This is a genomic window from Nitrospirota bacterium (assembly GCA_016212215.1).
Taxonomy (GTDB): Bacteria; Nitrospirota; 9FT-COMBO-42-15; order HDB-SIOI813; family HDB-SIOI813; genus JACRGV01.
Map to the genome: position 1 here is coordinate 1 of JACRGV010000043.1, position 20,247 is coordinate 20,247.

The following is a 20,247-nucleotide window of genomic DNA, read 5'->3' on the forward strand; positions in this document are numbered from 1 at the left end:
ACAGACCCTTAAGAATCTCTGGAAATCCGGGATACTATTTTTTCCATACTTCTAAATCTTCAAAAGAAGCACCCACAATTTCCTCTTACTTTTATATTTTTCTTAACTGTTAACTGTAAACTGTCAACTGTGAACGGTTACAAAATGATCTGCTTTAAATTCACTTTCGCCGCATCAAATGGAATAAGAATTAGATTAAGGCTTGCTATATGTTTTTTTATGCTATCTTTGACTCGTTCTTCTAATATTAATTCATTAATTCCTAAATTGTGCCCCAGTAGCCGCTCAAGTTTTTCGATATTGGGCATTAGCTCATGGGCTTTAGATATCATTTGATATTGGCGCTCGTAACAAACTATCTCAGGAATATACCAAGATATTTTCAAGTCCGTAAACTTATTTTGATGAATAAGCTCCTTAACTTCATCCCGAACCAAGTCACTTGAGGAACCTGTATAAAGTATATTTGTATCAAAAGCGACCTTTAGTTCTCTTATGCTTTTTTTTTGCGGTCATACGATTAATTTATTTTTAATTAATTCCCCGTTAATTCCGGAGACCATATATAATTATTTCTGATTAAATCTGAGCTATAAATGATTTTTTATTCTATAGTTGTTTATTAGAACAAGTGACCTTGTCTTATCAAGTATTGACTCATCTTGAGTCATTGGATAACAAAATAGTATGTTATTATTTAAATATTTGCAATAATAAAGTAGAGTCCTCACTGAAACTGACACCCCTCTTGCTTAACCCTCTATTAGGTAATTAGAATCATAAATTCGATTGATAAAAAATAAATTTTTGAATGATTTACTGGTCTCTGCTGGGGCATTATCCTAATATTCAGCGTGTTTTGCGTATTTGTCTTTCAAATTATTTTTTCTGATGCCGAATACGAACACCCATTGGGGTAATAACTGAAAAAGATTCTATAAATTCATCAAAGTGTTTCTTAATAAAGGAAACTACAATATCAGCCTTTTTGGTGGGAGATAAACCATCCAATCTGACCAACACAACGCCGGAAGAAAGACGTTTAAGACGAAACACGAGTTCACCAAAGTCTTTATCTGCTGTCAGCAAAAGTACACCTTCCCTATTTGCAATCTCCAGGACAACATCATCTGAAATCCCTGTCTCCATCTCAGCTATGTAACCCACAATAAAAGCTTCATCCCTAAGAGCAGTAACAATCTGTCTGTCAATACTTTCGTCTGCAAGAAAGTTCACACGAGTACCTCAGCAACAGGATAAACCAAATCACCTTTTAAAACTTCGGCAGCAAATGCCATAGCAGCCTGAATCCCATCCTTGGTTAGGCGAGGATGGGATTCAAGTATCTGTTCCACTGTTTCACCGGCTGCTAATTTTTCAAGAATAAGCTCAACTGTTATTCTAGTCCCCGCTATCACAGGTTTTCCCATCATTATCTTTGGGTCAGATACAATCAGTTTTGTACGCATATTTTCCTCCTCTTTTTATCAATGAGTATAAATTATGACAAATCTTCAAAAAGTCTGCAATGTTTTTTGAAGGAGTCTTTAAAGAATAAATATTACTGCACCACTCTTTTGCATAACGATAACCAGAGAGAATGATGCCCGGACAGTGTCGTAGGTAAAGTTCGAAACCTTGACGAATGTCCGCTAACTGCTACTCGCGTTAATGGCATATTTGGAGATTATTGTCGTACGTATATTAAAATGTGAGGCCAAATTTCACAACACCAAGGTTGTCAGTTCGTCAAACAAATTAAAAAACCTCTGTTTCCACAACGCGATACACCTCTTCCGGGTTCGTGATACCCTCTCGTACTTTTGAAAAGGCATCATCTGCCAGACTGTGTACTCCGGCTGCTTTTGCAGATGCCTTGATAGTTTCCTCCGGTTTTCCTGAAACTATAATTTCTTTTATCTCAGGGGTGATAGTAAAGATTTCAAACAGACCTGTACGGCCATAATAACCGGTACGGCTGCACTTATAACATCCTGCAGTCGAATAAGTACTGTTATCTATCCCGTTTTTACAGGAAGGACAAAGCCTCCTTACAAGTCTCTGGGCGATAATCCCGATTACTGTTGATGAAATTATGTATGGAGGGATTCCTATATCAATTAGCCTGGAGATTGTAGAAACTGCATCATTGGTGTGAAGTGTGCTGAGTACAAGGTGGCCTGTCATCGCAGCCCGGAAGGCTATTTCTGCGGTCTCTTCATCCCGTATTTCTCCTATTAAGATTACATCAGGGTCCTGTCTTAGGATTGACCTCAGACACCTTGCAAAGCTTAACCCGATTGCTGATTTTACCTGAACCTGATTGATGCCGGGAATGTTATATTCTATAGGGTCTTCAACTGTTACTATATTTGTCATTGATGATTTTATTTTATTTATAATGGCATATAGTGTTGTGGTTTTTCCGCTGCCTGTCGGCCCGGTGACAAGGATTATCCCTTTCTTTCTTTTTATCAGGGAAGTCATGCGGGTGTAATCATAGTCTGATAATCCGATATTCTCAAGAGTTACCTCTGTGTTGGATTGGTCAAGTATTCTCATAACTACTTTCTCCCCGCGTAAAACAGGAAGGGTCGAAATTCTTATATCTATATCTTTTCCCCCGAGTCTGACCCTGAATCCGCCATCCTGAGGTAATCTCCTTTCAGCAATATTTAATCGTGCAAGTATCTTGATTCTTGATGTAACCGGGTTGTGGAGCAACGGATGCAGTCTGGTCCTTTCAATAAGTACACCATCAATCCTGAACCTGACAACAAGATGTTCCAATGAAGGTTCTATATGAATATCACTTGCCCTCCCTTCAACAGCCTCGGCTAATAACATATTGACTAACTTAATGATCGGTGCAGAGATCTCATCTTTTTCTATATCAGGAACGGCAATGGTATCTGTAACAATGTTTGTAACAGGCTCAAGCTGGGAATCAAATCTGTAATGATGGTTGATTGCCTCTAAGATAGCTTTTTTTGCACCTACCAAAGGATGCACTTTCATGCCGGTATAGAACTCTATTTCTTTTATGCTGTCTATATTAAGCGGGTCAGATATAATTGCAGTCAGAACTTTATTTGAAATACTTACGGGCAAGAGAATATGTTTCTTTGCCATGTCTTCCGGAACGGTTAAAACTGCCTCAGGCATAACAGTTATGGTATTTACATCTACAAATTTCAGGCTGTGTTGTTTTGATAAAACCCTTGCAATATCAGCTTCAGATACCAGATTATTCTCAATCAGGCTGTCCCCGAATCTTTTGTATAATATCTTTTGTTCTTCAACTACCCTGATTGCTGTGTCTTCGTTTATAATCCCTTCTTCAACCAGAAGTTCTCCGATTTTTTTGTAAGTTTTCATATTGAAATCCTTATTTTAAAGTGGAATAGTAGTAACTATCTTCCTTAAATTTGATAGCTCAGTTATTAAAATTGACTTTGGGTTATTAAAATTAATCTCTTTTAAAACCATATCTTCGTATGTCCGTATTGATAATGTTTCTTTTTCAGCCTGTATAATTACTGCACCGTGCAGGTCTGTTCTGTAAACAGATGCCCCCTTATTTTCATAAGTAGAGATTGTTAGGGGGGAGGGGTGATGGTATGAATTCTGATAACCTGCAGATATTACTGCTATCTTAGGATTTACTGCTGAAATAAAGTTATCTTCCACAGAGCCTTTTGAGCCATGATGAGGGACTTTGATTATTGTACTCTCGAGTATGCTATTGTTTGCCGCAATCTCCTCCATTGCAGATGCCTCTATGTCACCGGTAAATAATATTGAGATGTCTTTGCATAAGACCCTCATTACAATTGAAAGATTGTTTGTTTCTATCGAGCCTTTTTCTACAGGGGGATTTAAAAAAAATATCCTGCATCCACCGATAATCCTTTCTCTTGAATCGCTGTCTATTACCACCTCCTTCAACCCCTTGCTTTGAATAATCTTTTTGAATTTACTTAATTCTTTTGACGCTGGATTATCTGTCCCATTAGTCCAGACCTCACCAATATCAAATTTATCAATAACATATAATAGTCCTTCGATATGGTCTAATTGAGGATGGGATGAAACAATATAGTCAACCTTTCTTATTCCTAAAAATTCACTATTCCCGTTATTCCATAAATATGGAGCCACTACAGATCGGCCGATATCAAATGTCTCACTGAATGTACCGCCGCCATCAATCAGCATCCTCTTTTTGTCTGGAAATTCTATTAAAGCAGAGTCTCCCTGACCTACATCAAGAAAAGTGATGCGCAGGGAATCCCTGTAATCTTCTTTATATCTGTTGCAACCTGCTGTGATGAGGATAAGAAAAATGGAAATAGGCAATAAATATTTTGAATAGTAATTTCGCATAAAAAGTAACGACAGGATGAGTAAATATAAAGCGATTATGAAAACAATACCTGGAGATGGTGTATAAATAATTGAGAATGGGAGTTTAGCGAAGCACTCAATGATAGTATAGAAAAGATTCAGGCAAACATTATCCAGCCATGCTAATGGCATGACATCTGTGTTTAATATAAGTGTGAGTATTGCAGTGAACAGACCCACCGGTAAGATAATAAAACCTGCAAAAGGTACAACAATTAGATTTGATATTATTCCGGTCCATGTTATCTGATTATAATAGTGGGCGGTGATAGGTGCCGTGGCAATACTTGCACTGATAGTTAACAGCATGAAGAGGAATAGCTTTTTGCTGTAATCCTTCCACCGTGGAATATTTTTCTCTGTTTCAATTTTATAAAATCTTTTTACAGTTATGAGCATTGAATATACTGCTATGTAAGAAAGCTGGAAGGATATATCAAACAATGCCTGTGGATTCCATAGAAGTACGATAAGTATCGCCATGACAAATGTATTTACCGGATCATCATCCTGTTCAGTAAGAATGGCAAGGAGGTATACCAATGCCATTATTAGAGACCTTACAGTAGCAGTTTCACTACCGGACAGGAGTGTGTAAAAAATAATGGTTACTGAGGTGAAAATGGCTGCTATCTTAGATGGGATTATATGAATAGATAGTTTAATCAGTAGATTGTATGGGAGGTGTATTAATAAATACCTGATAATGAAGAAGGAAATTAGTGCGATAAAACCAAGATGTGACCCTGAAATTGAGAGTATGTGGGTGACCCCTGCGGCATTAAACGTATCTCTTACCTCGTTAGTGAGGGTTCCCATATCACCTATTACCATAGCCTTTAGTATTCCGGCTGAAGGCTCAGGTATATTCTTTGTGATTGCCATTCTTATCTTTTCCCGCAATATAAATATTTTCTTCAATACAGGATTTCCTCCTGTGCCGGTCTTTAAAATATATTCTTTCTTACTAATGCTTAAACCGGTTCTTATCCCTTCCCTTGCAATATATTTTGAGTAATCAAATAGACCGGGGTTTTTAAATCCACGGATAATCTTGAGCCTCCCTGTGACTTTTATAATGTCACCATAATTTAATATTATTTTAGGGTCATAAACGGTTATTTTAAGCCTGCCGGAAACACTTACCTCATTTTCTCCAAGCAAAATCTTAGATGCCTTAAGATTAGCGGTCACTTTGTCTGAAGCATACCTTGCAGGTTCATCCAGCATCCCTGTAACTGTATATTTGTCACCAACGGCATACATGGAAATATCATTATGCTCAATACTGCTTACATAAAGCATGTAAGAAAAACCAATAATGAACCATATAATTGCTATGATGAACATATATGGCTCGTTATGTTTTTTATAGTGATTGAATAACCGGTTTGATTTAAACAGATAATGCAATAAAAGGAATACGAAGATATAAAGCAATATTACAGTTATTGGAAAACATCTGAATAATTCAGCCGATATAATCCCGTATATAAATATAACGGTACAGGGTAGAAGCGCCGAATGCATTAAAGACCAACCCTTTAATGAAAATTTAATGTTAGTTATCTAATAATTTGATTTTTTTTGGAATTACTAACGAATGGATCCAACTGTTAATTTTAAATATTATGAATCCACGGCAGGAACTAATAAAAATTACTATATACCAGTAAAAATAATTGTCAATATATAGAGATCTTTATAGATTGACAATTATTTGCAAAGCCCTTGACAAAAAAATAAATATAATATATGTAAGACCATTTTTATGATATAAAAAATATATATAACTAATTGAATTGAAAGGTAAATAATCAGTTTAACGATAATTGGCATCACTGTTGCATTAAAGTATAATTAAAGCAAATTTATTTAAGATGTTTGTTCCTTTGCTCAGAGCAAACCATTCGAAAGAGTGGGGCGCAGAGTGACGGGGCTAAAGGATAATTTCAAAGATTATCCAATGCCAGCCGAGCCGCCAGAGGAGAATATCCGATGGCGGCTTTTTTATGCCCAAAAAAGGAGGAATTAACATGAGAAAGGCAATATTAATCATAATTTTAACAGTTTTAAGCATAACCTTAGCAAAAAACAGCAGGGCAGATTGGCAGATTGATCTGGATGTTTACACTCATGATGAACAATCTGATAGCGGCAATGCCACAAATAATCTATCACTCGGTAGTTCAACCTTGTCTACAGAACTTTATGATAATAAATTTGATACAATCGCACTTACAAGCGAGCCTGTTAATGCCTACTTTTATCATCCGGAATATAAATCAAATGTTCAAAAACTGTGGAGAGATTATCGTGGGGCAGTATTACCTCAGGAGTGGGAATTCGAAGTACAGGCAAATAATATTAATAAGACAATTAATTTAAAATGGCAGATTCAGGATAATGATAATCTGCACTTTATATTAGTTGACAAAGATAATGGAAATGAGATTGATATGGCATCATCAAGTGAATACTCATATTTACCGGAGTCAACATTACCTAAAAAGTTCTTATTAAAGGTAGCAAAAAATGAAAATCCAACATCAGTGGATAATAGTAATATTACAAATAACAATATTAATAATTCAGGAACAAGTGATTCCGGAGTTACCGGTTCTAAAGGGGGAGGCTGTGGATATATTAAGGACATTAATGGTAACAATAACAACAGAAACAACAGCGGCACAAATGCAATAAATATGATGATACTTTTAGTGCCAATGTTACTTCCTTTAAAACAGTATGTAAGAAGATACGCTTTTAACGTTATAAACAGGTAAGGGCTAAGGTTTATTTATAACTAATTCATATTGCCCATCTTGCAAAACTGCAATCCAGTATCCCTGCCATATTTTAAGTACTGCCGTATTATATAGTACATAACTGTATGTCCGGCCATTGTAGGTATATAAGGCATTGCTAACCCAGCCTAATGAAACTGCATCTTCATAAGTCTTTAACTCTCCTGAATTAATATTTCGTATATAAGTGTTCATTAGTGGAATGTCATGGGGATATGGATTACCAACCATGTTCCATCCGGGCAGGAGGGGGAGAGTTCTCTCTGAATCAGTAACTAAATTCCCAGTAATATTAAGTACGGAATTGGCTGTATTGGATTTGAGCATATACCCATAACCCGGCTGAATCTCTGTTACAGTTAAAAAAGTTCCGCTGCCGGCAGAAATATCATTTGGTCTCCAGTAGAATACCTCAACAGGAGAACCGACAATATTGCTTAATAATGCCTGTGCATCTGAGGGTTGAGGATTAAATGGTACAGATATCATTGTATATCCATTTCTAATGGCAGTAACAGGCATAGGGGGAAGATTATTTTCGTTTATCACATTAGAGATTGCAGATATATTACCTTTTTCATCAAGTGCCTTGATAGCAAAGTAATATACACTATTTGTAGTAAGTTGACTTACCTGAAAGGACTCTGTAGTTCCGGATGAAACAGGTGAAGGCAGGCCTGTAACTTTTATAGCTTTTGAGAAAGTTATCTCACCTTTTTTAGGAGACTGGCCATCTTCTATGATCTTTAATTTTGACATCCTTAAATCATAAGTGGAGGCTTTTCCTTCAGCGCCGTCAGCTCCGGTAGCTGTCCATTCAAGTGTTACTGAGTTCCTTGTGGAGACACCTGTGCGTATTCTTAAATCTGTTATTTGGGCCGGCACATCAAATGGGATTGGTTTTATAGTTGTGAAGAATTGTATATCTGATATACCCTTATTCCCTGATGCATCTGATGAGAGCATACGTATACTATATTTAGTGTCAGGGCTTAGACCGGATAGTACAGCGGTGTGTGCTGTCACAAGACTATTATCACGCTCGCTTTGGTCACTTAAAGGAATACTTGTCCCATACTCAGTCTGAGTTGTTGATGCTTCATCTGTGAGCCATTTAACTGTAGCCTGAGTTGCCGTGATATTGGTTATGGTAATACCGGATATAACTGGGGCATTGATGTCCGCCGGTGTAGCTGTTGTGAAAGAGGCATCCCCTGATAGAGCAATGTTACCTGCTGCATCTATGCTCTTTACACGGTAGTGATAATCCGTAGAAGAAGACAAGTCCCTGATGGTTACACTATGATTTGAAACAAGGGTTGATTCGAGGGTTGTTGATGAACCATAATTTGTTGTTGTCCCGTACTCAGCCTGTGTAGTTGATGTTTCATTTGTTGTCCAGTTAATCACAGCTTCAGTTGAAGAAATGTTTCCGCTGGTTAGTGTAGAAATCACCGGAGGTGTAGTGTCAAGAGTTATGGATGCTGTATATTGGTCAGAAACATTGCCTGCATTGTCCTGATATTTTACTTTTAGGTTTTTTGCCCCTTCCAGATTGGAAAGTATGTAAGATTTTATTGATTTGTAATTTTCCCATGAACTCCATGTATTTCCATCCTCTGAGAACTGCATTTGTCCGCACCCGGACTCCGGATCAGTACAGGAGAGGGTAAGAATAACAGAATTAGTATTGGTTAATACAGCACTATTGTTAATAGAAACCGTTCCTGAAGGTGGAATTAAGTCAGGGGTAGTAAAGGAAACATCTGCCGAACTTCCTGAATTTCCAGAAGGGTCAAGACTGATAACCTTCACGTGATAGGTAGTTACCGGTAATAAACCGTTGAGAATAACAGTGTGTGAAGTTACCATTGTGGTATCAAGTAGTGTGGAGTTCCCATAGCTTGTTGTTATCCCATATTCTAATTGTGATGATGCGATTTCATCAGTTGTCCATGTAAGGGTTGCTGCGGAGCCGGTAATATTTGAGGTCGCTATACCAGAAAGGGTAGGCGGAGTTGAGTCCGGGATGGTCTTGGAAACCTCATTTGAGTAATTGCTTTCATTTCCTGCTGTATCATAAGCTGTTACTACAAAGTAGTATGTTACCATTTCCGTCAAATTTATTATGTTAGTTGTGGTTACATTACCTGCATCTACGGTTGAATTATAAGTACCTGAGGAAGTTCCATAGTATACTTTGTATCCGGAAAGGTCTGTTAAGGTGGTGCCATCAACATTTGTTGTCGGCGCCGTCCATGAGAGGGCTGCCTCACCACCGAAGGCTGAATCGTTAAAGCCAAAGATGATAATATTTAACAGAGAAATACTCACGATTAAAATATTTCTGCAAGTTCTCATTTTGTTTTTCCTCTTCTCGTTAATAGAAAAACGTCTTAGGAGGGTATTTATATAAAATTGTAATTTAACTTCTTCGTCTATTATAGAAAGATACTTTATGGAATTATAAAAAGCAAGCTAATGGAGACATACAAGATATTTATTAGAAGATATGGCTGATAAAACGATAAAGTTATAAAATGATAGGCCCTCATCAGGCTTATAAGCACCTGATGAGGGTTTAGGAGAGGAGGGGGCATGAAGACCCATTAAAAACGAACTATTTGGTTTTAGTTCGTATCTTTATTTTAAAGATAACTTTATTATATTGAGAAAAGATTAAGAGAAGATTAAAATTTGAAATAGAAACAAGGAAGCTTTCAGGAAGAGTCTAAAATAAAGAATGAAGAGGATACTCAGTGCTGCAACTTGGACAGATTACCCTTCTGTTTGAACGCCGCCAGATTGTATACATCAAGCCTGGAATAATAAGAAGCCATAGTAAGCCTTCCATCATTAGTGACCCTGGTGCAAAGACTACCCCCCTCCCTTTATGATGACAAGATGGACATTCAATATCTGTTACCATATCATTCCCCTTTTTGTTATTAATGTTTATGTATATGAACCGGTGCCATAAAGACTAAAACTGTAAGCTGTTCAGGTCCAGGGTTTGATACACCATGTTGCATGCCTGCCGGAGCAATAACAATCTGGTTCTCTATGAGAATCTGCTCCTCCCCTCCGATCTTCACCTTAGCCTGCCCGGTTATCACCATGTAAATCTTATCTGAATCATGATGTGTATGAGGATTTTGTCCCTGCCCCGGTTCAAGTGCATACACATCACAAAGCACACGATCGGTTTGAAACATATTTATCTTCTTCATCTTCTCAGAAGAAAACTCTGCTGAATTTCTGATGTCTTTTATATCCATTAATAATTTCTCCTTTTTTAAATTAAATAGTTTTGCTTGAGGATGTTTTTTCAAAGAGATATAATTATAGCATGAAACTACTCAGAAAAATATTTTTTATTCTTTTTCCCATACTGTTGCTTGCTTCAGGAAATGTTGCATGGGGCGTAGAGGGATTGAATAATGTGAAGTGTCCGCAGGTTGTAAAAATTATATCTTCATCACCGGCAAATAATTCAAAGGACAATAGTATTGATAGTTCAATAGTAATAACATGGGATGATGGAGTCATGGACTATCTGACAAATGGATTGAGGGATTTGAAGCCTGCACTTGATTCAATAAACATTTCCGGCGGAAGATATCGTATGGGAACTCTCCTTACCACAGAGTGGGGAATCGGCGGCAATGTTGTTTGGGACGGCAAAAAGGAAATAATCAAACCTGATGCCCCATTGGAACCGGGAACACAATACCGGTTGTGGACTTACCTATATCTTACTCTCAGGAATGATAAAGTTCTTCACTGCCCAAGAATTGGAGGAGAGGTAGTTTTTACTACAGAGGGTAAGGCACCGGAAGATGGTAACCCAGTTCGTAATATTGACCTTTCATCACTCTATAATGGTGATGAAAGGGGTAACGGCAACATCAGCGGCCCCATATTAAGTATTGAAGGATCTCTCCGCTTAATTACAGTTAAAGATCAATCAATGGGGAAGGTAAGTTTTGTTGCGTATAAAGAAATACCTTTGATGCAAAAGGGAGAGATGGTTCAAATAGATAAATTCAAGGCAGGAGATATGGTTGAGGTAACTTTTACCGGTGGAAGGGCGGTAATGGTTCAGGTGAATCAATAATTTTGCTTAGGGTCTGTCATAAAATAACCTATACATTTATGCATCTCATCTTCCGGCCATCTTTGCGTGCTTCTCAATCGCAACCCCTCAGCGTAGATTCAACTACGCCTTCGGGTATGCTCAATCGGTCGCACTCAAACCTGGCCGAAATCTGAGCGCCTAAATGCACAAGTTATTTCATGACAGACCCTTAGCTTTAAGATTTAATGTGTATTTAGCCATACCAGTGAAGCAATACCGATAAGTATACCGATTACTCCGAATATAAGTGCATTGGTCTTCCCGCCTGCAGGGATTATATATTTATACACCCATACAAGACCGTAAAAGCCTTTCCATCTGGTTTCAAAGAAGTAACTTAGAATAGAGAACACCCCCCAGCCGATCATAACTAGTCCCCAGATGAAAAGGGTTATGCTGCTGATAGAAACAAAGCCTGTTTCAGAACTCATAATCCTTATACTAAGTTCACTTATCAAAATGATGAATAGAATAACTATGATTACCCAAAAAGGGGGAAGCCCTGATTTTTTCATGCGAAAATCCTTCCGGCGGGGTTAGAAACCCCCGCCTATCCGGATATATATATCAAGGATAGGTGGGACATTCTTGTCCCACTCTTTTTCATCATCCTTTGTAAGCAGCATGCCCATGGATGTTTAATGCGGCTATTATAGAGGATATAAGGCAGTGAGTAAATGAAGATGAAATCGGGTTGTTATGATGATGCATTGGAAGCTGTGGATTGTGACGCAGGATAGGATGAGGATGTCAACTCATGCGGCCTTCCAAGCAGGAAACCCTGAACAAGGTCTAATCCAATTCCCCGGACGACATTTAACTCCTGCTCTGTTTCAATCCCCTCTGCGATAATACCTTCTGCGGAATAATTTCTCATAGCAAAGATCATGTCTTTTAAGAAATCCCTGAATTGTGAGGAAGATACGGCCTGCAGAACTGTTGAGCGGTCAATCTTTATGTAATCAGGTATAAGTTGTGCGATAAACGGCAATGAGATAAAACCGGCGCCGAAGTCGTCTATTGCAAATTTAAACCCCTTCTCCCGCCATCTCTGTGCAATCCTGAGACGGTTCTCAATATTATCGAGCACCTCTTTTTCTGAGATCTCAAGTATTATATCAGTACCTTCGGGTTTTGATACATGTTCCAGGGTTCTGAGCATTTCAAAGTCCATATTAACGAATAACCTCTTCAGTCCGGCTTCTTTTGCCTTTTCAAGTTCTAATTCAAAACCCATACACTTTAATTCATTGAGTTTTCCGATAGTCTGATACCTTTTAAATAATTCAATTATCCCTAATTTCCCCTGCGGGTCCCTTCCTAATGCCTCATAAGCAAAAATGGAATCAGTTCTTGTATCAACGATAGGCTGAAACACAATTTTCATTGCATGTTTATCAATCCTGTATTCCTCTTCTCCTATCTGGATCTTGTGTCCGCCCTTTTTGGCTATGTATAAGGCACGTTCTGCATTATGAATTAATCCTGCTGAATCAGTACTATGCTCAGGGTAAAGCGCAACACCTATACTTAAATCAAGAAGTAACCGGTTCTTTTCACCTATCTTCTGCATATTCCTTCTTATACGCTCAGTTGCTATTAGCACGCCATCACGTGTAGAATTGGAAAGGGCAACAGCTATTTCATCGCCACCCCATCTTGCCACTAAGTCTGCTCCACGGGTTGACTCCCTGATACTCTGTGCCGTTGACCTTAAAACCTCATCTCCAACCACATGGCCGTAAGTATTATTAATCTTTGTAAAGTCATCAATATCACACAACAGGATTGCTAATAAATAGTTGTATTGTCCGGCACGTGCAATCTCCTCCTCAAGCCGCTCATTAAAATAGTGGCGATCGTAAAGGTCGGTAAGATTATCCCGGATTGCCTGATACTCCAGAGTTGCCCTCATCCTTGATAATATGCGTCTGGTAGTAATAACATAAGCACAGAACAGCATGATAAGAATAATTAATCCAATCAAGGCCCTGTTTGCCATTGAGCGTAACAGGCTAAAACTGCTGTATGTTTCACCTAACAGGAAGAAATATGTTCCAACAGTGACTGCACCTAAAACAAGGATAAGTGCGAGTGCTAAAATCCAGAGCTGCCATTCCCTGCGCTCAACGGAGTTTAAATTGTTTATTTCTTGTTTCATTTATGTTATTCCCGAGAAATCAGTCGGTATAAATCTTTTAATGTTTGATAAAATTCAGAGCTGTTTTCTTGTATCTAATAAATATATTTTCGGAATTTCTTATCAGTATAATAAGGAGGTGTAATCACTTTTGGGGTTTAACAAGACCGGACCATTACCGACAATTACATGGCTATTGGATCTGAATTCAATTTCAAAGTTATATATTAAATGAGCAAGGAGATTAAAAAGCAGTTTAGAGGATATTTCCTTCTCTTGACATCTGTACCCTCTAAAATATATTCTGCTGTAGTTATTTTTTTTATAATCCTATATAATCCCTAACTCAAAAGGAGGTTGACAGTAATAAACATGCCTTTAAGGTTTAGATGTTTTCTTATTTTCTTCCTCTTGCTATTCACTATTCACTATTCACTATTCACTGCCTCAGCAGTCTACGCCGTAGAACCCCTGACTCTCAAGACCATCATTGAAGAGGCCCTTCATAATAATCAGGAAGTACAGGCACTGCGTCAGAATGTTAAGGCAAAAGAGGCAATGGCAGGGGCTGAGGGGGTACTTGATGACCCGACATTAAAGATAGAACTGGAAGACTTGTCAAAAGACAAACCGCTCAATATCTCTCCGGGGAGCGCTATGCAAACCCGTTACACATTCAGTCAGATGTTCCCTTATCCTGGAAAATTATCACTCCAGAAGCGGATTGCGTATACAGAAGTCCTTATGGCCGGGGCTGAACTAAGGTCAAAAGAGATTGAAATAACAAAGATGATCAAAGATGCCTATTATGAATATCAGATGATTACTGAGACTATCAAGATTAATAAAGAGATTAGTGATGTACTTTCCAACATGGCAAAGATTGCTGAAATCAAGTATGGGACCGGTGAGGTATCACAGCAGGATGTAATAAAGGCACAGGTTGAAACAGCAATGCTTATTAATGAGGTGATCAATCTGAAAGCAGAGAGAGAGGTAGTTGATGTTGAGATTAAGTCCCTGTTAAACAGGCCGCAGGATATTCCTCTTTCTGAACCGGAGAATATTTCTATGAACAAGGTTAAGATAAAACCTGACGAACTTTCTATTAAGGCCATTAGAAATAATCCATCTCTCCAATTAATGAGATATGAGACCGATGGCATTCACCTTAAAACTGAGCTTGCAAAAAAAGAATACTATCCAAACATTATGGTTGGTATTGCCCCGATCCAGCGTGAAGGCAGGTTTGATGCTTATGATGCAATGTTTGAGGTAAATATTCCGATATGGCGCAGCAAATATGCAGGCAAGGTATCAGAGGCAGGCATTATGTCGGATGTTATGAAATTCAGACTCAGGGCTGAGGAAAACATAAAGACTGCAGAAGTAAAGGAGTGGGCAATCAAGATAGAAACAGCAGACAAGATCAGAGGTCTTTATGAAACCACATTAACCCCGCAGGCTGAACTGTCCTTTGAGTCTGCCCTTAAAAACTATCAAACAGGTAAGATAGACTTTCTTACCCTGCTCGATACTGAACGGTTGTTGAAAAAAACAAAAATAGAATATATTGAATCACTGATAACATACCGTAAAAGGATCGCGGCATTGGAACAGATTGTTGGGGAAGAAATCGCTGAGTGAAAGGTAACTCGCATTAAGTTCACAAAGGATGATGAAAATGAGGCCCCCTCACCCGGACCCTCTCCCGCAAGGGGAGAGGGTCCATAGATTATCCCCCTCCCTTGACGGGAGGGGGATAGGGGGAGGGTGAGCTTTGGTGCATTTTCGAGTGAACCCTCATGAGCCTTCGGCTCACAAAGGGGCATGAAAATAAGCGGGACAAGAAAGTCCCGCCTATCCGCATAGAAATGGATAGGCGGGGTTTTCTTACCCCACCGGAGAAGGGTTTTCGGATGAGGGGATATAAATGAATAAAAAAACATTAGTCTTCCTATCAGTAATATTTATTTTTGCAGGAATATTATCCGGTTGCTCGTCTTCCTCTAAAAAAGGGGAGGCTACTCAAAAGAAGGAACGAAAGGTCTTGTTCTATCGTAGTCCAATGAACCCTTCTGTTACGTCTCCAACTCCCATGAAGGATAGTATGGGGATGGATTATGTACCGGTATATGAAGAGGATGCAGAAAAGAAATCAGAAGCATCACCAGGTACTGTGACTATCAGTCTGGAAAAGATTCAAAAGATAGGGGTCAAGACTGAAGTTGTAAAGAGACGGACGATAAAGAGGATAATCAGGACAGTAGGAAGGGTCGAGCCTGATGAGAGGATGGTTTATAACATTAACGCAAAGGTCGGGGGCTGGGTAGAGAAGTTATACCTCAACACCACGGACCAGATGGTAAGACATAGTGAACCCTTGCTTGAGTTATACAGCCCTGAACTTGTGTCTGCTCAGGAAGAATATCTGCTGGCATTTAGATCCGTAAAAAATACAAAAGGCAGTTCGTATAAAGATGTAAAGGATAATACGGAATCACTGCTGAACGCTGCAAGGCAGAGGCTTCAATACTGGGATATATCAGATGATCAGATAAAAAGGCTTGAAGAAGACGGAAAGATTACAAGGACAATGACCATCCGTGCCCCTGCATCCGGCAGTGTAACAGAGAAGATGGTAAATGAGGGGGCAAAGATTGAGGCAGGTGAACCCCTGTTTAAAATAATAGACCACTCATCAGTTTGGGTTTACGGGGAGGTATATGAATATGAACTCCCTTATGTGAGGACAGGCCAGAGTGCTAGGATTACACCATCGTATTATCCCAGAGATATTTACACCGCAACAGTAGACCATGTTTATACACATCTTGGGAGCATAACCTACACACCAGAGAACAGTGCTGAGGTAAGGACTGCCAAGATAAGATTTCAACTCCCGAATCCTTCGCATAAATTAAAACTCGGTATGTATGTCAATGTAGAGTTACAGGCAGATTTGGCCGGCAGTGCCTTAGCCATCCCTGACTCTGCACTGATTGACACTGGCACTCGCCAGGTAGTCCTTGTTGACAAAGGGAACGGAAGGTTTGAACCCCGTGAGGTAGAGATTGGGGCTAAGGGGGATGGATATTTTGAGGTACGGGATGGTGTAGACTCAGGGGAGTCAGTCGTGACTTCTGCCAACTTCCTTATTGATTCGGAAAGCAATCTCAGGACTGCACTCGATGGAATGGGTGGGACAGGCGGTCATCAGCATGGAAAGGCAGCAAAGAAGAAGTCGGATAAAGCAGAAAAAGAAAAGGAAGATGAAATGCCGGTGGAACACCACCATCATTAAAAGGATGATGAAAATAAGGCCCCCTCACCCGGAGTCCCCCTCCTGCCTCCCCCCGCAAAGGAGGGGGGAGAAATTTGGTAGGAATTTAATTGCAGCTCTCCCGCCAGGGGAGAGGGCACATAGATTTATCCCCTCTCCCTGAGGGAGAGGGGGCTATGTTGATTCCCTCCCCTTCAAGGGGAGGGGTAGGGTGGGGATGGGGTTGATTTTCGGATGAAACCAGATGCTAAGTAAGATAATAGAATATTCTGTAAAAAACAGATACATAATCCTCCTCTTTACTGCGTTTGCAATACTCCTTGGTTTATGGGCGATATATAAGACACCTGTAGATGCCATCCCGGATTTGTCTGATGTACAGGTTATTATTTATACTGAATATCCCGGTCAGGCGCCTCAGGTTGTTGAGGATCAGGTCACATATCCGCTCACAACAGCCATGCTCGCAGTCCCCAAGTCTAAAATTGTCAGGGGTTTCTCATTCTTTGGTGTCTCTTTTGTTTATATCATTTTTGAAGATGGAACAGACATATACTGGGCAAGGTCAAGGGTGCTTGAATACCTTAACTTTGCGTCACAAAAGCTCCCCCGCGGCGTCACACCTTCTCTTGGGCCTGATGCCACTGGTGTCGGATGGGTATTTGAATACAGCATTGAAGGTAAGGGTTACAGCCTTGCGGAATTGCGTAGTATACAGGATTGGTTTGTCCGCTATCAGTTGACAAAAGTACCTGGTGTGTCTGAGGTTGCCTCTATCGGTGGATTTGTTAAACAATATCAGGTAAACATTGACCCCAATAAACTCCTCACACATAACGTTACCCTCAAAGATATAGTAGATTCAATCAAGATGGGGAATGTTGATGTAGGCGGCAGGGTTGTTGAACTGTCGGAACGGGAATATATGGTCAGGGGACTTGGTTATATTAAGAAGATACCTGACATAGAAAACATTGTCCTGAAGGTAGATATGGATGGGACACCGGTAAGGATACAGGACGTTGCAAGGGTAGAACTGGGGCCTGATGAACGACGCGGTATAGTTGAGAGAAACGGTGAAGGAGAGGTAGTAGGCGGCGTAGTTGTAATGCGATTCGGTGAGAACGCACTGAAGGTTATTGATGAGGTAAAGAAAAAGATAGAGGAAATCAAGCCTGGATTACCGCCGGGGGTTCAGATTATCACGACTTATGACAGAAGCCACCTGATACACAGGGCCATAAAAACACTTAGAGAAAAACTTATCGAAGAATTTATTGTTGTTTCTCTTGTATGTATTATATTCCTCCTCCACTTCAGGAGCGCCTTAGTTGCCATAATCACACTGCCTGTTGCCATACTTATCTCCATAGTCATCATGTACATTCTTAACATTAATGCCAATATCATGAGCCTCGGCGGTATTGCCATTGCCATTGGTGCAATGGTTGATGCGGCAATTGTAATGATTGAGAATGTCCACAAGCATCTTGAAAAGGAACATGAAGCAGAAGACGGAAGTCAACAGAAAAAGGACAGATGGCAGATAATAATAGATGCAAGCAAAGAGGTCGGACCTCCCCTGTTTTTCTCCTTATTGATAATAACCGTTTCCTTTATACCGGTCTTTACGCTTGAGGCACAGGAGGGCCGCCTCTTTAAGCCGCTGGCATATACAAAAACATTTTCAATGGGTGCAGCCGCATTCTTATCAATCACACTTGTCCCTGTTCTTATGGGCTTCCTGATAAGGGGACATATCACACCCGAAGAAAAAAACCCGGTCAGCAGGGTACTGATATGGTTATACCGGCCTGCAATAAATCTTGTTTTAAGAAAAAAGTTTCTCTTTCCAATAATTGCCGTAGCCCTCCTTTTAACCGCCATTTATCCCCTGAAGAAATTGGGGTCTGAGTTTATGCCGCCGCTTAATGAAGGGACGCTGATGTTCATGCCGGTTACACTTCCGGGCATATCCATAACAAAGACTGCTGAGATACTCCAGACTCAGGACAGGATTATCAAAAGTTTCCCTGAGGTGGAATCTGTCTTCGGCAAGGCAGGAAGGGCGATAACTGCCACAGACCCGGCACCTATAGAGATGTTTGAGACCATCATAAACCTGAAACCTGAAAAAGAATGGCGCCCGGGTGTAACACAGGAAAGTCTTATGGACGAGATGAATATTGCATTGGAGATGCCGGGGGTAACAAACGCATGGACTATGCCTATCAAGGCAAGGATTGACATGCTTTCAACAGGAATCCGTACACCTGTTGGTGTAAAGGTCTTTGGAAAAGACCTGAAGACCATAGAAAAACTGGCAACAGAGATAGAGTCGGTTGTAAAGAATGTCCCCGGGACAGCAAGTGCTTATGCAGAGAGGATAATCGGCGGGTACTATGTTGACATTGAAATCAATAGGGAAGAGGCGGCAAGATACGGATTAAAGATTGAAGATGTACAGCAGGTCATCATGTATGCAGTCGGCGGAGAGAATATCACCACAACAGTTGAAGGTCTGGAAAGGTATCCGGTCAATGTCAGATATAAACGGGAACTCAGGGACAGTGTGGATAAGATAAGCCGCGTGCTGATTCCAACTATGTCGGGACAAAACATACCCTTATCACAGGTAGCAGACATCCGCTTGAGCAAAGGTGTTGCAGGGATTAAAACAGAGAATGCACTCTTAAATACATGGGTGTATGTAGACGTTAAGGGAAGAGATATAGGAGGTCATGTAGCGGATGCAAAAAAGGCTGTAATGGAGAAGGTAAAATTTCCTCCCGGCTATTACATAATGTGGAGCGGCCAGTATGAATTCATGGAGAGGGTTAAGGAGCGGCTCTTCTACATCATCCCGCTAACCCTGTTCGTAATAATTCTACTGCTCTATTTTAATTTTAAATCGTTCAAAGAAACGCTTATAATCCTGCTCGCCATCCCTTTTTCATTAATTGGGGCTTCGTGGATACTCTTTCTGCTTGGTTATAACCTCAGCATAGCAGTATGGGTTGGTCTTATTGCACTTGCAGGTCTGGATGCTGAGACAGGAATAGTCATGCTGATCTACCTCAAACATGCTTATGAGAAGCGTAAGGCAGAGGGCAGGATGAGTACATTAGCTGACCTGAATGAAGCAATAATGGAAGGTGCCGTCATGCGTGTCAGACCAAAGATGATGACAGTAATCGCTATCATAGCAGGACTACTTCCTATAATGTGGGGGACAGGTTCAGGTGCAGATGTGATGAAAAGGATCGCCGCCCCTATGGTAGGTGGTATGATAACTTCTGCGCTGATGGAACTTATGGTACTGCCGGCTATATACGTTATCTGGAAAGGACGGGAGCTTAGAAAATAGTGAATAGTGAACAGTAAGCAGAGGTAAGAAGTTAGAAGCAAGAGGCAAGACGTAAGAAGACAGAAATAAGATAAAGGAAGAAAATTCCCCCTCTCCCTGAGGGAG

15 protein-coding genes and 1 riboswitch are annotated in these 20,247 nt (G+C 39.9%); of the genes, 6 read left to right on the top strand and 9 right to left on the bottom strand.

What is annotated here, in order from left to right; translation table 11 throughout:
- Positions 1–137: 137 nt before the first annotated feature.
- From HZA08_03955 to HZA08_03975, 5 genes are all read right to left on the bottom strand, one after another.
- Complete coding sequence (locus tag HZA08_03955) at positions 138–437, bottom strand: hypothetical protein (protein MBI5192584.1); 300 nt, start codon at positions 435–437, stop codon at positions 138–140.
- 442 nt (positions 438–879) lie between these two features.
- Entirely contained in the window at positions 880–1,236 is a 357-nt protein-coding gene (locus HZA08_03960; protein MBI5192585.1) for a DUF5615 family PIN-like protein, read from the bottom strand.
- On the bottom strand, positions 1,233–1,469 hold the full coding sequence (locus tag HZA08_03965; GenBank protein MBI5192586.1) for a DUF433 domain-containing protein: 237 nt from the start codon (positions 1,467–1,469) through the stop codon (positions 1,233–1,235). The genes HZA08_03960 and HZA08_03965 overlap by 4 nt, the downstream gene beginning before the upstream one ends.
- Before the next feature lie 289 nt (positions 1,470–1,758).
- Positions 1,759–3,378 (bottom strand): Flp pilus assembly complex ATPase component TadA, encoded by a 1,620-nt coding sequence (gene tadA / locus HZA08_03970; protein MBI5192587.1) that lies wholly within the window; start codon positions 3,376–3,378, stop codon positions 1,759–1,761.
- Positions 3,379–3,393: 15 nt separating this feature from the next.
- On the bottom strand, positions 3,394–5,937 hold the full coding sequence (locus HZA08_03975; protein MBI5192588.1) for a DNA internalization-related competence protein ComEC/Rec2: 2,544 nt from the start codon (positions 5,935–5,937) through the stop codon (positions 3,394–3,396).
- A gap of 360 nt (positions 5,938–6,297) precedes the next feature.
- Positions 6,298–6,393, top strand: a riboswitch (cyclic di-GMP riboswitch).
- A gap of 50 nt (positions 6,394–6,443) precedes the next feature.
- On the opposite strand from HZA08_03975, the gene HZA08_03980 reads away from it, so the two are divergent.
- Positions 6,444–7,193 carry a hypothetical protein gene (locus HZA08_03980; GenBank protein MBI5192589.1) on the top strand — a complete coding sequence of 250 codons (750 nt, stop codon included), beginning with the start codon at positions 6,444–6,446 and terminating at the stop codon, positions 7,191–7,193.
- Positions 7,194–7,196: 3 nt separating this feature from the next.
- Here the strand turns inward: HZA08_03980 and HZA08_03985 are convergent, their stop codons facing one another.
- Positions 7,197–9,575 (bottom strand): fibronectin type III domain-containing protein, encoded by a 2,379-nt coding sequence (locus tag HZA08_03985; GenBank protein ID MBI5192590.1) that lies wholly within the window; start codon positions 9,573–9,575, stop codon positions 7,197–7,199.
- 398 nt (positions 9,576–9,973) lie between these two features.
- Here HZA08_03985 and HZA08_03990 point away from each other — a divergent pair, with 398 nt between their 5' ends.
- The gene (locus HZA08_03990; GenBank protein MBI5192591.1) at positions 9,974–10,111 is read left to right on the top strand and encodes a hypothetical protein; all 138 of its coding nucleotides are present in this window, start codon (positions 9,974–9,976) and stop codon (positions 10,109–10,111) included.
- A gap of 51 nt (positions 10,112–10,162) precedes the next feature.
- On the opposite strand, the gene HZA08_03995 is transcribed toward HZA08_03990, so the two are convergent.
- Positions 10,163–10,492: a cupin domain-containing protein gene (locus tag HZA08_03995; protein MBI5192592.1), complete on the bottom strand. Its 330-nt coding sequence runs from the start codon at positions 10,490–10,492 to the stop codon at positions 10,163–10,165.
- 71 nt (positions 10,493–10,563) lie between these two features.
- Between HZA08_03995 and HZA08_04000 the strand changes: the two genes are divergently transcribed.
- A complete protein-coding gene (locus tag HZA08_04000) occupies positions 10,564–11,331 on the top strand; it encodes an Ig-like domain-containing protein (GenBank protein MBI5192593.1) in 768 nt (255 codons plus the stop codon).
- 203 nt (positions 11,332–11,534) lie between these two features.
- Here HZA08_04000 and HZA08_04005 read toward each other — a convergent pair whose 3' ends face one another.
- Both HZA08_04005 and HZA08_04010 read right to left on the bottom strand, forming a co-directional pair.
- On the bottom strand, positions 11,535–11,783 hold the full coding sequence (locus HZA08_04005) for a hypothetical protein (protein MBI5192594.1): 249 nt from the start codon (positions 11,781–11,783) through the stop codon (positions 11,535–11,537).
- A gap of 266 nt (positions 11,784–12,049) precedes the next feature.
- Entirely contained in the window at positions 12,050–13,513 is a 1,464-nt protein-coding gene (locus HZA08_04010; protein ID MBI5192595.1) for a diguanylate cyclase, read from the bottom strand.
- Positions 13,514–13,849: 336 nt separating this feature from the next.
- Between HZA08_04010 and HZA08_04015 the strand changes: the two genes are divergently transcribed.
- The 3 genes from HZA08_04015 to HZA08_04025 all read left to right on the top strand — a co-directional run bounded on the left by HZA08_04015 (position 13,850) and on the right by HZA08_04025 (position 20,142).
- A complete protein-coding gene (locus tag HZA08_04015; GenBank protein MBI5192596.1) occupies positions 13,850–15,139 on the top strand; it encodes a TolC family protein in 1,290 nt (429 codons plus the stop codon).
- 286 nt (positions 15,140–15,425) lie between these two features.
- Positions 15,426–16,796, top strand: a complete 1,371-nt coding sequence (locus HZA08_04020; protein MBI5192597.1) for an efflux RND transporter periplasmic adaptor subunit — start codon at positions 15,426–15,428, stop codon at positions 16,794–16,796.
- Between the two features lie 223 nt (positions 16,797–17,019).
- Complete coding sequence (locus HZA08_04025; GenBank protein MBI5192598.1) at positions 17,020–20,142, top strand: efflux RND transporter permease subunit; 3,123 nt, start codon at positions 17,020–17,022, stop codon at positions 20,140–20,142.
- The last annotated feature ends 105 nt before the right edge of the window (positions 20,143–20,247 follow it).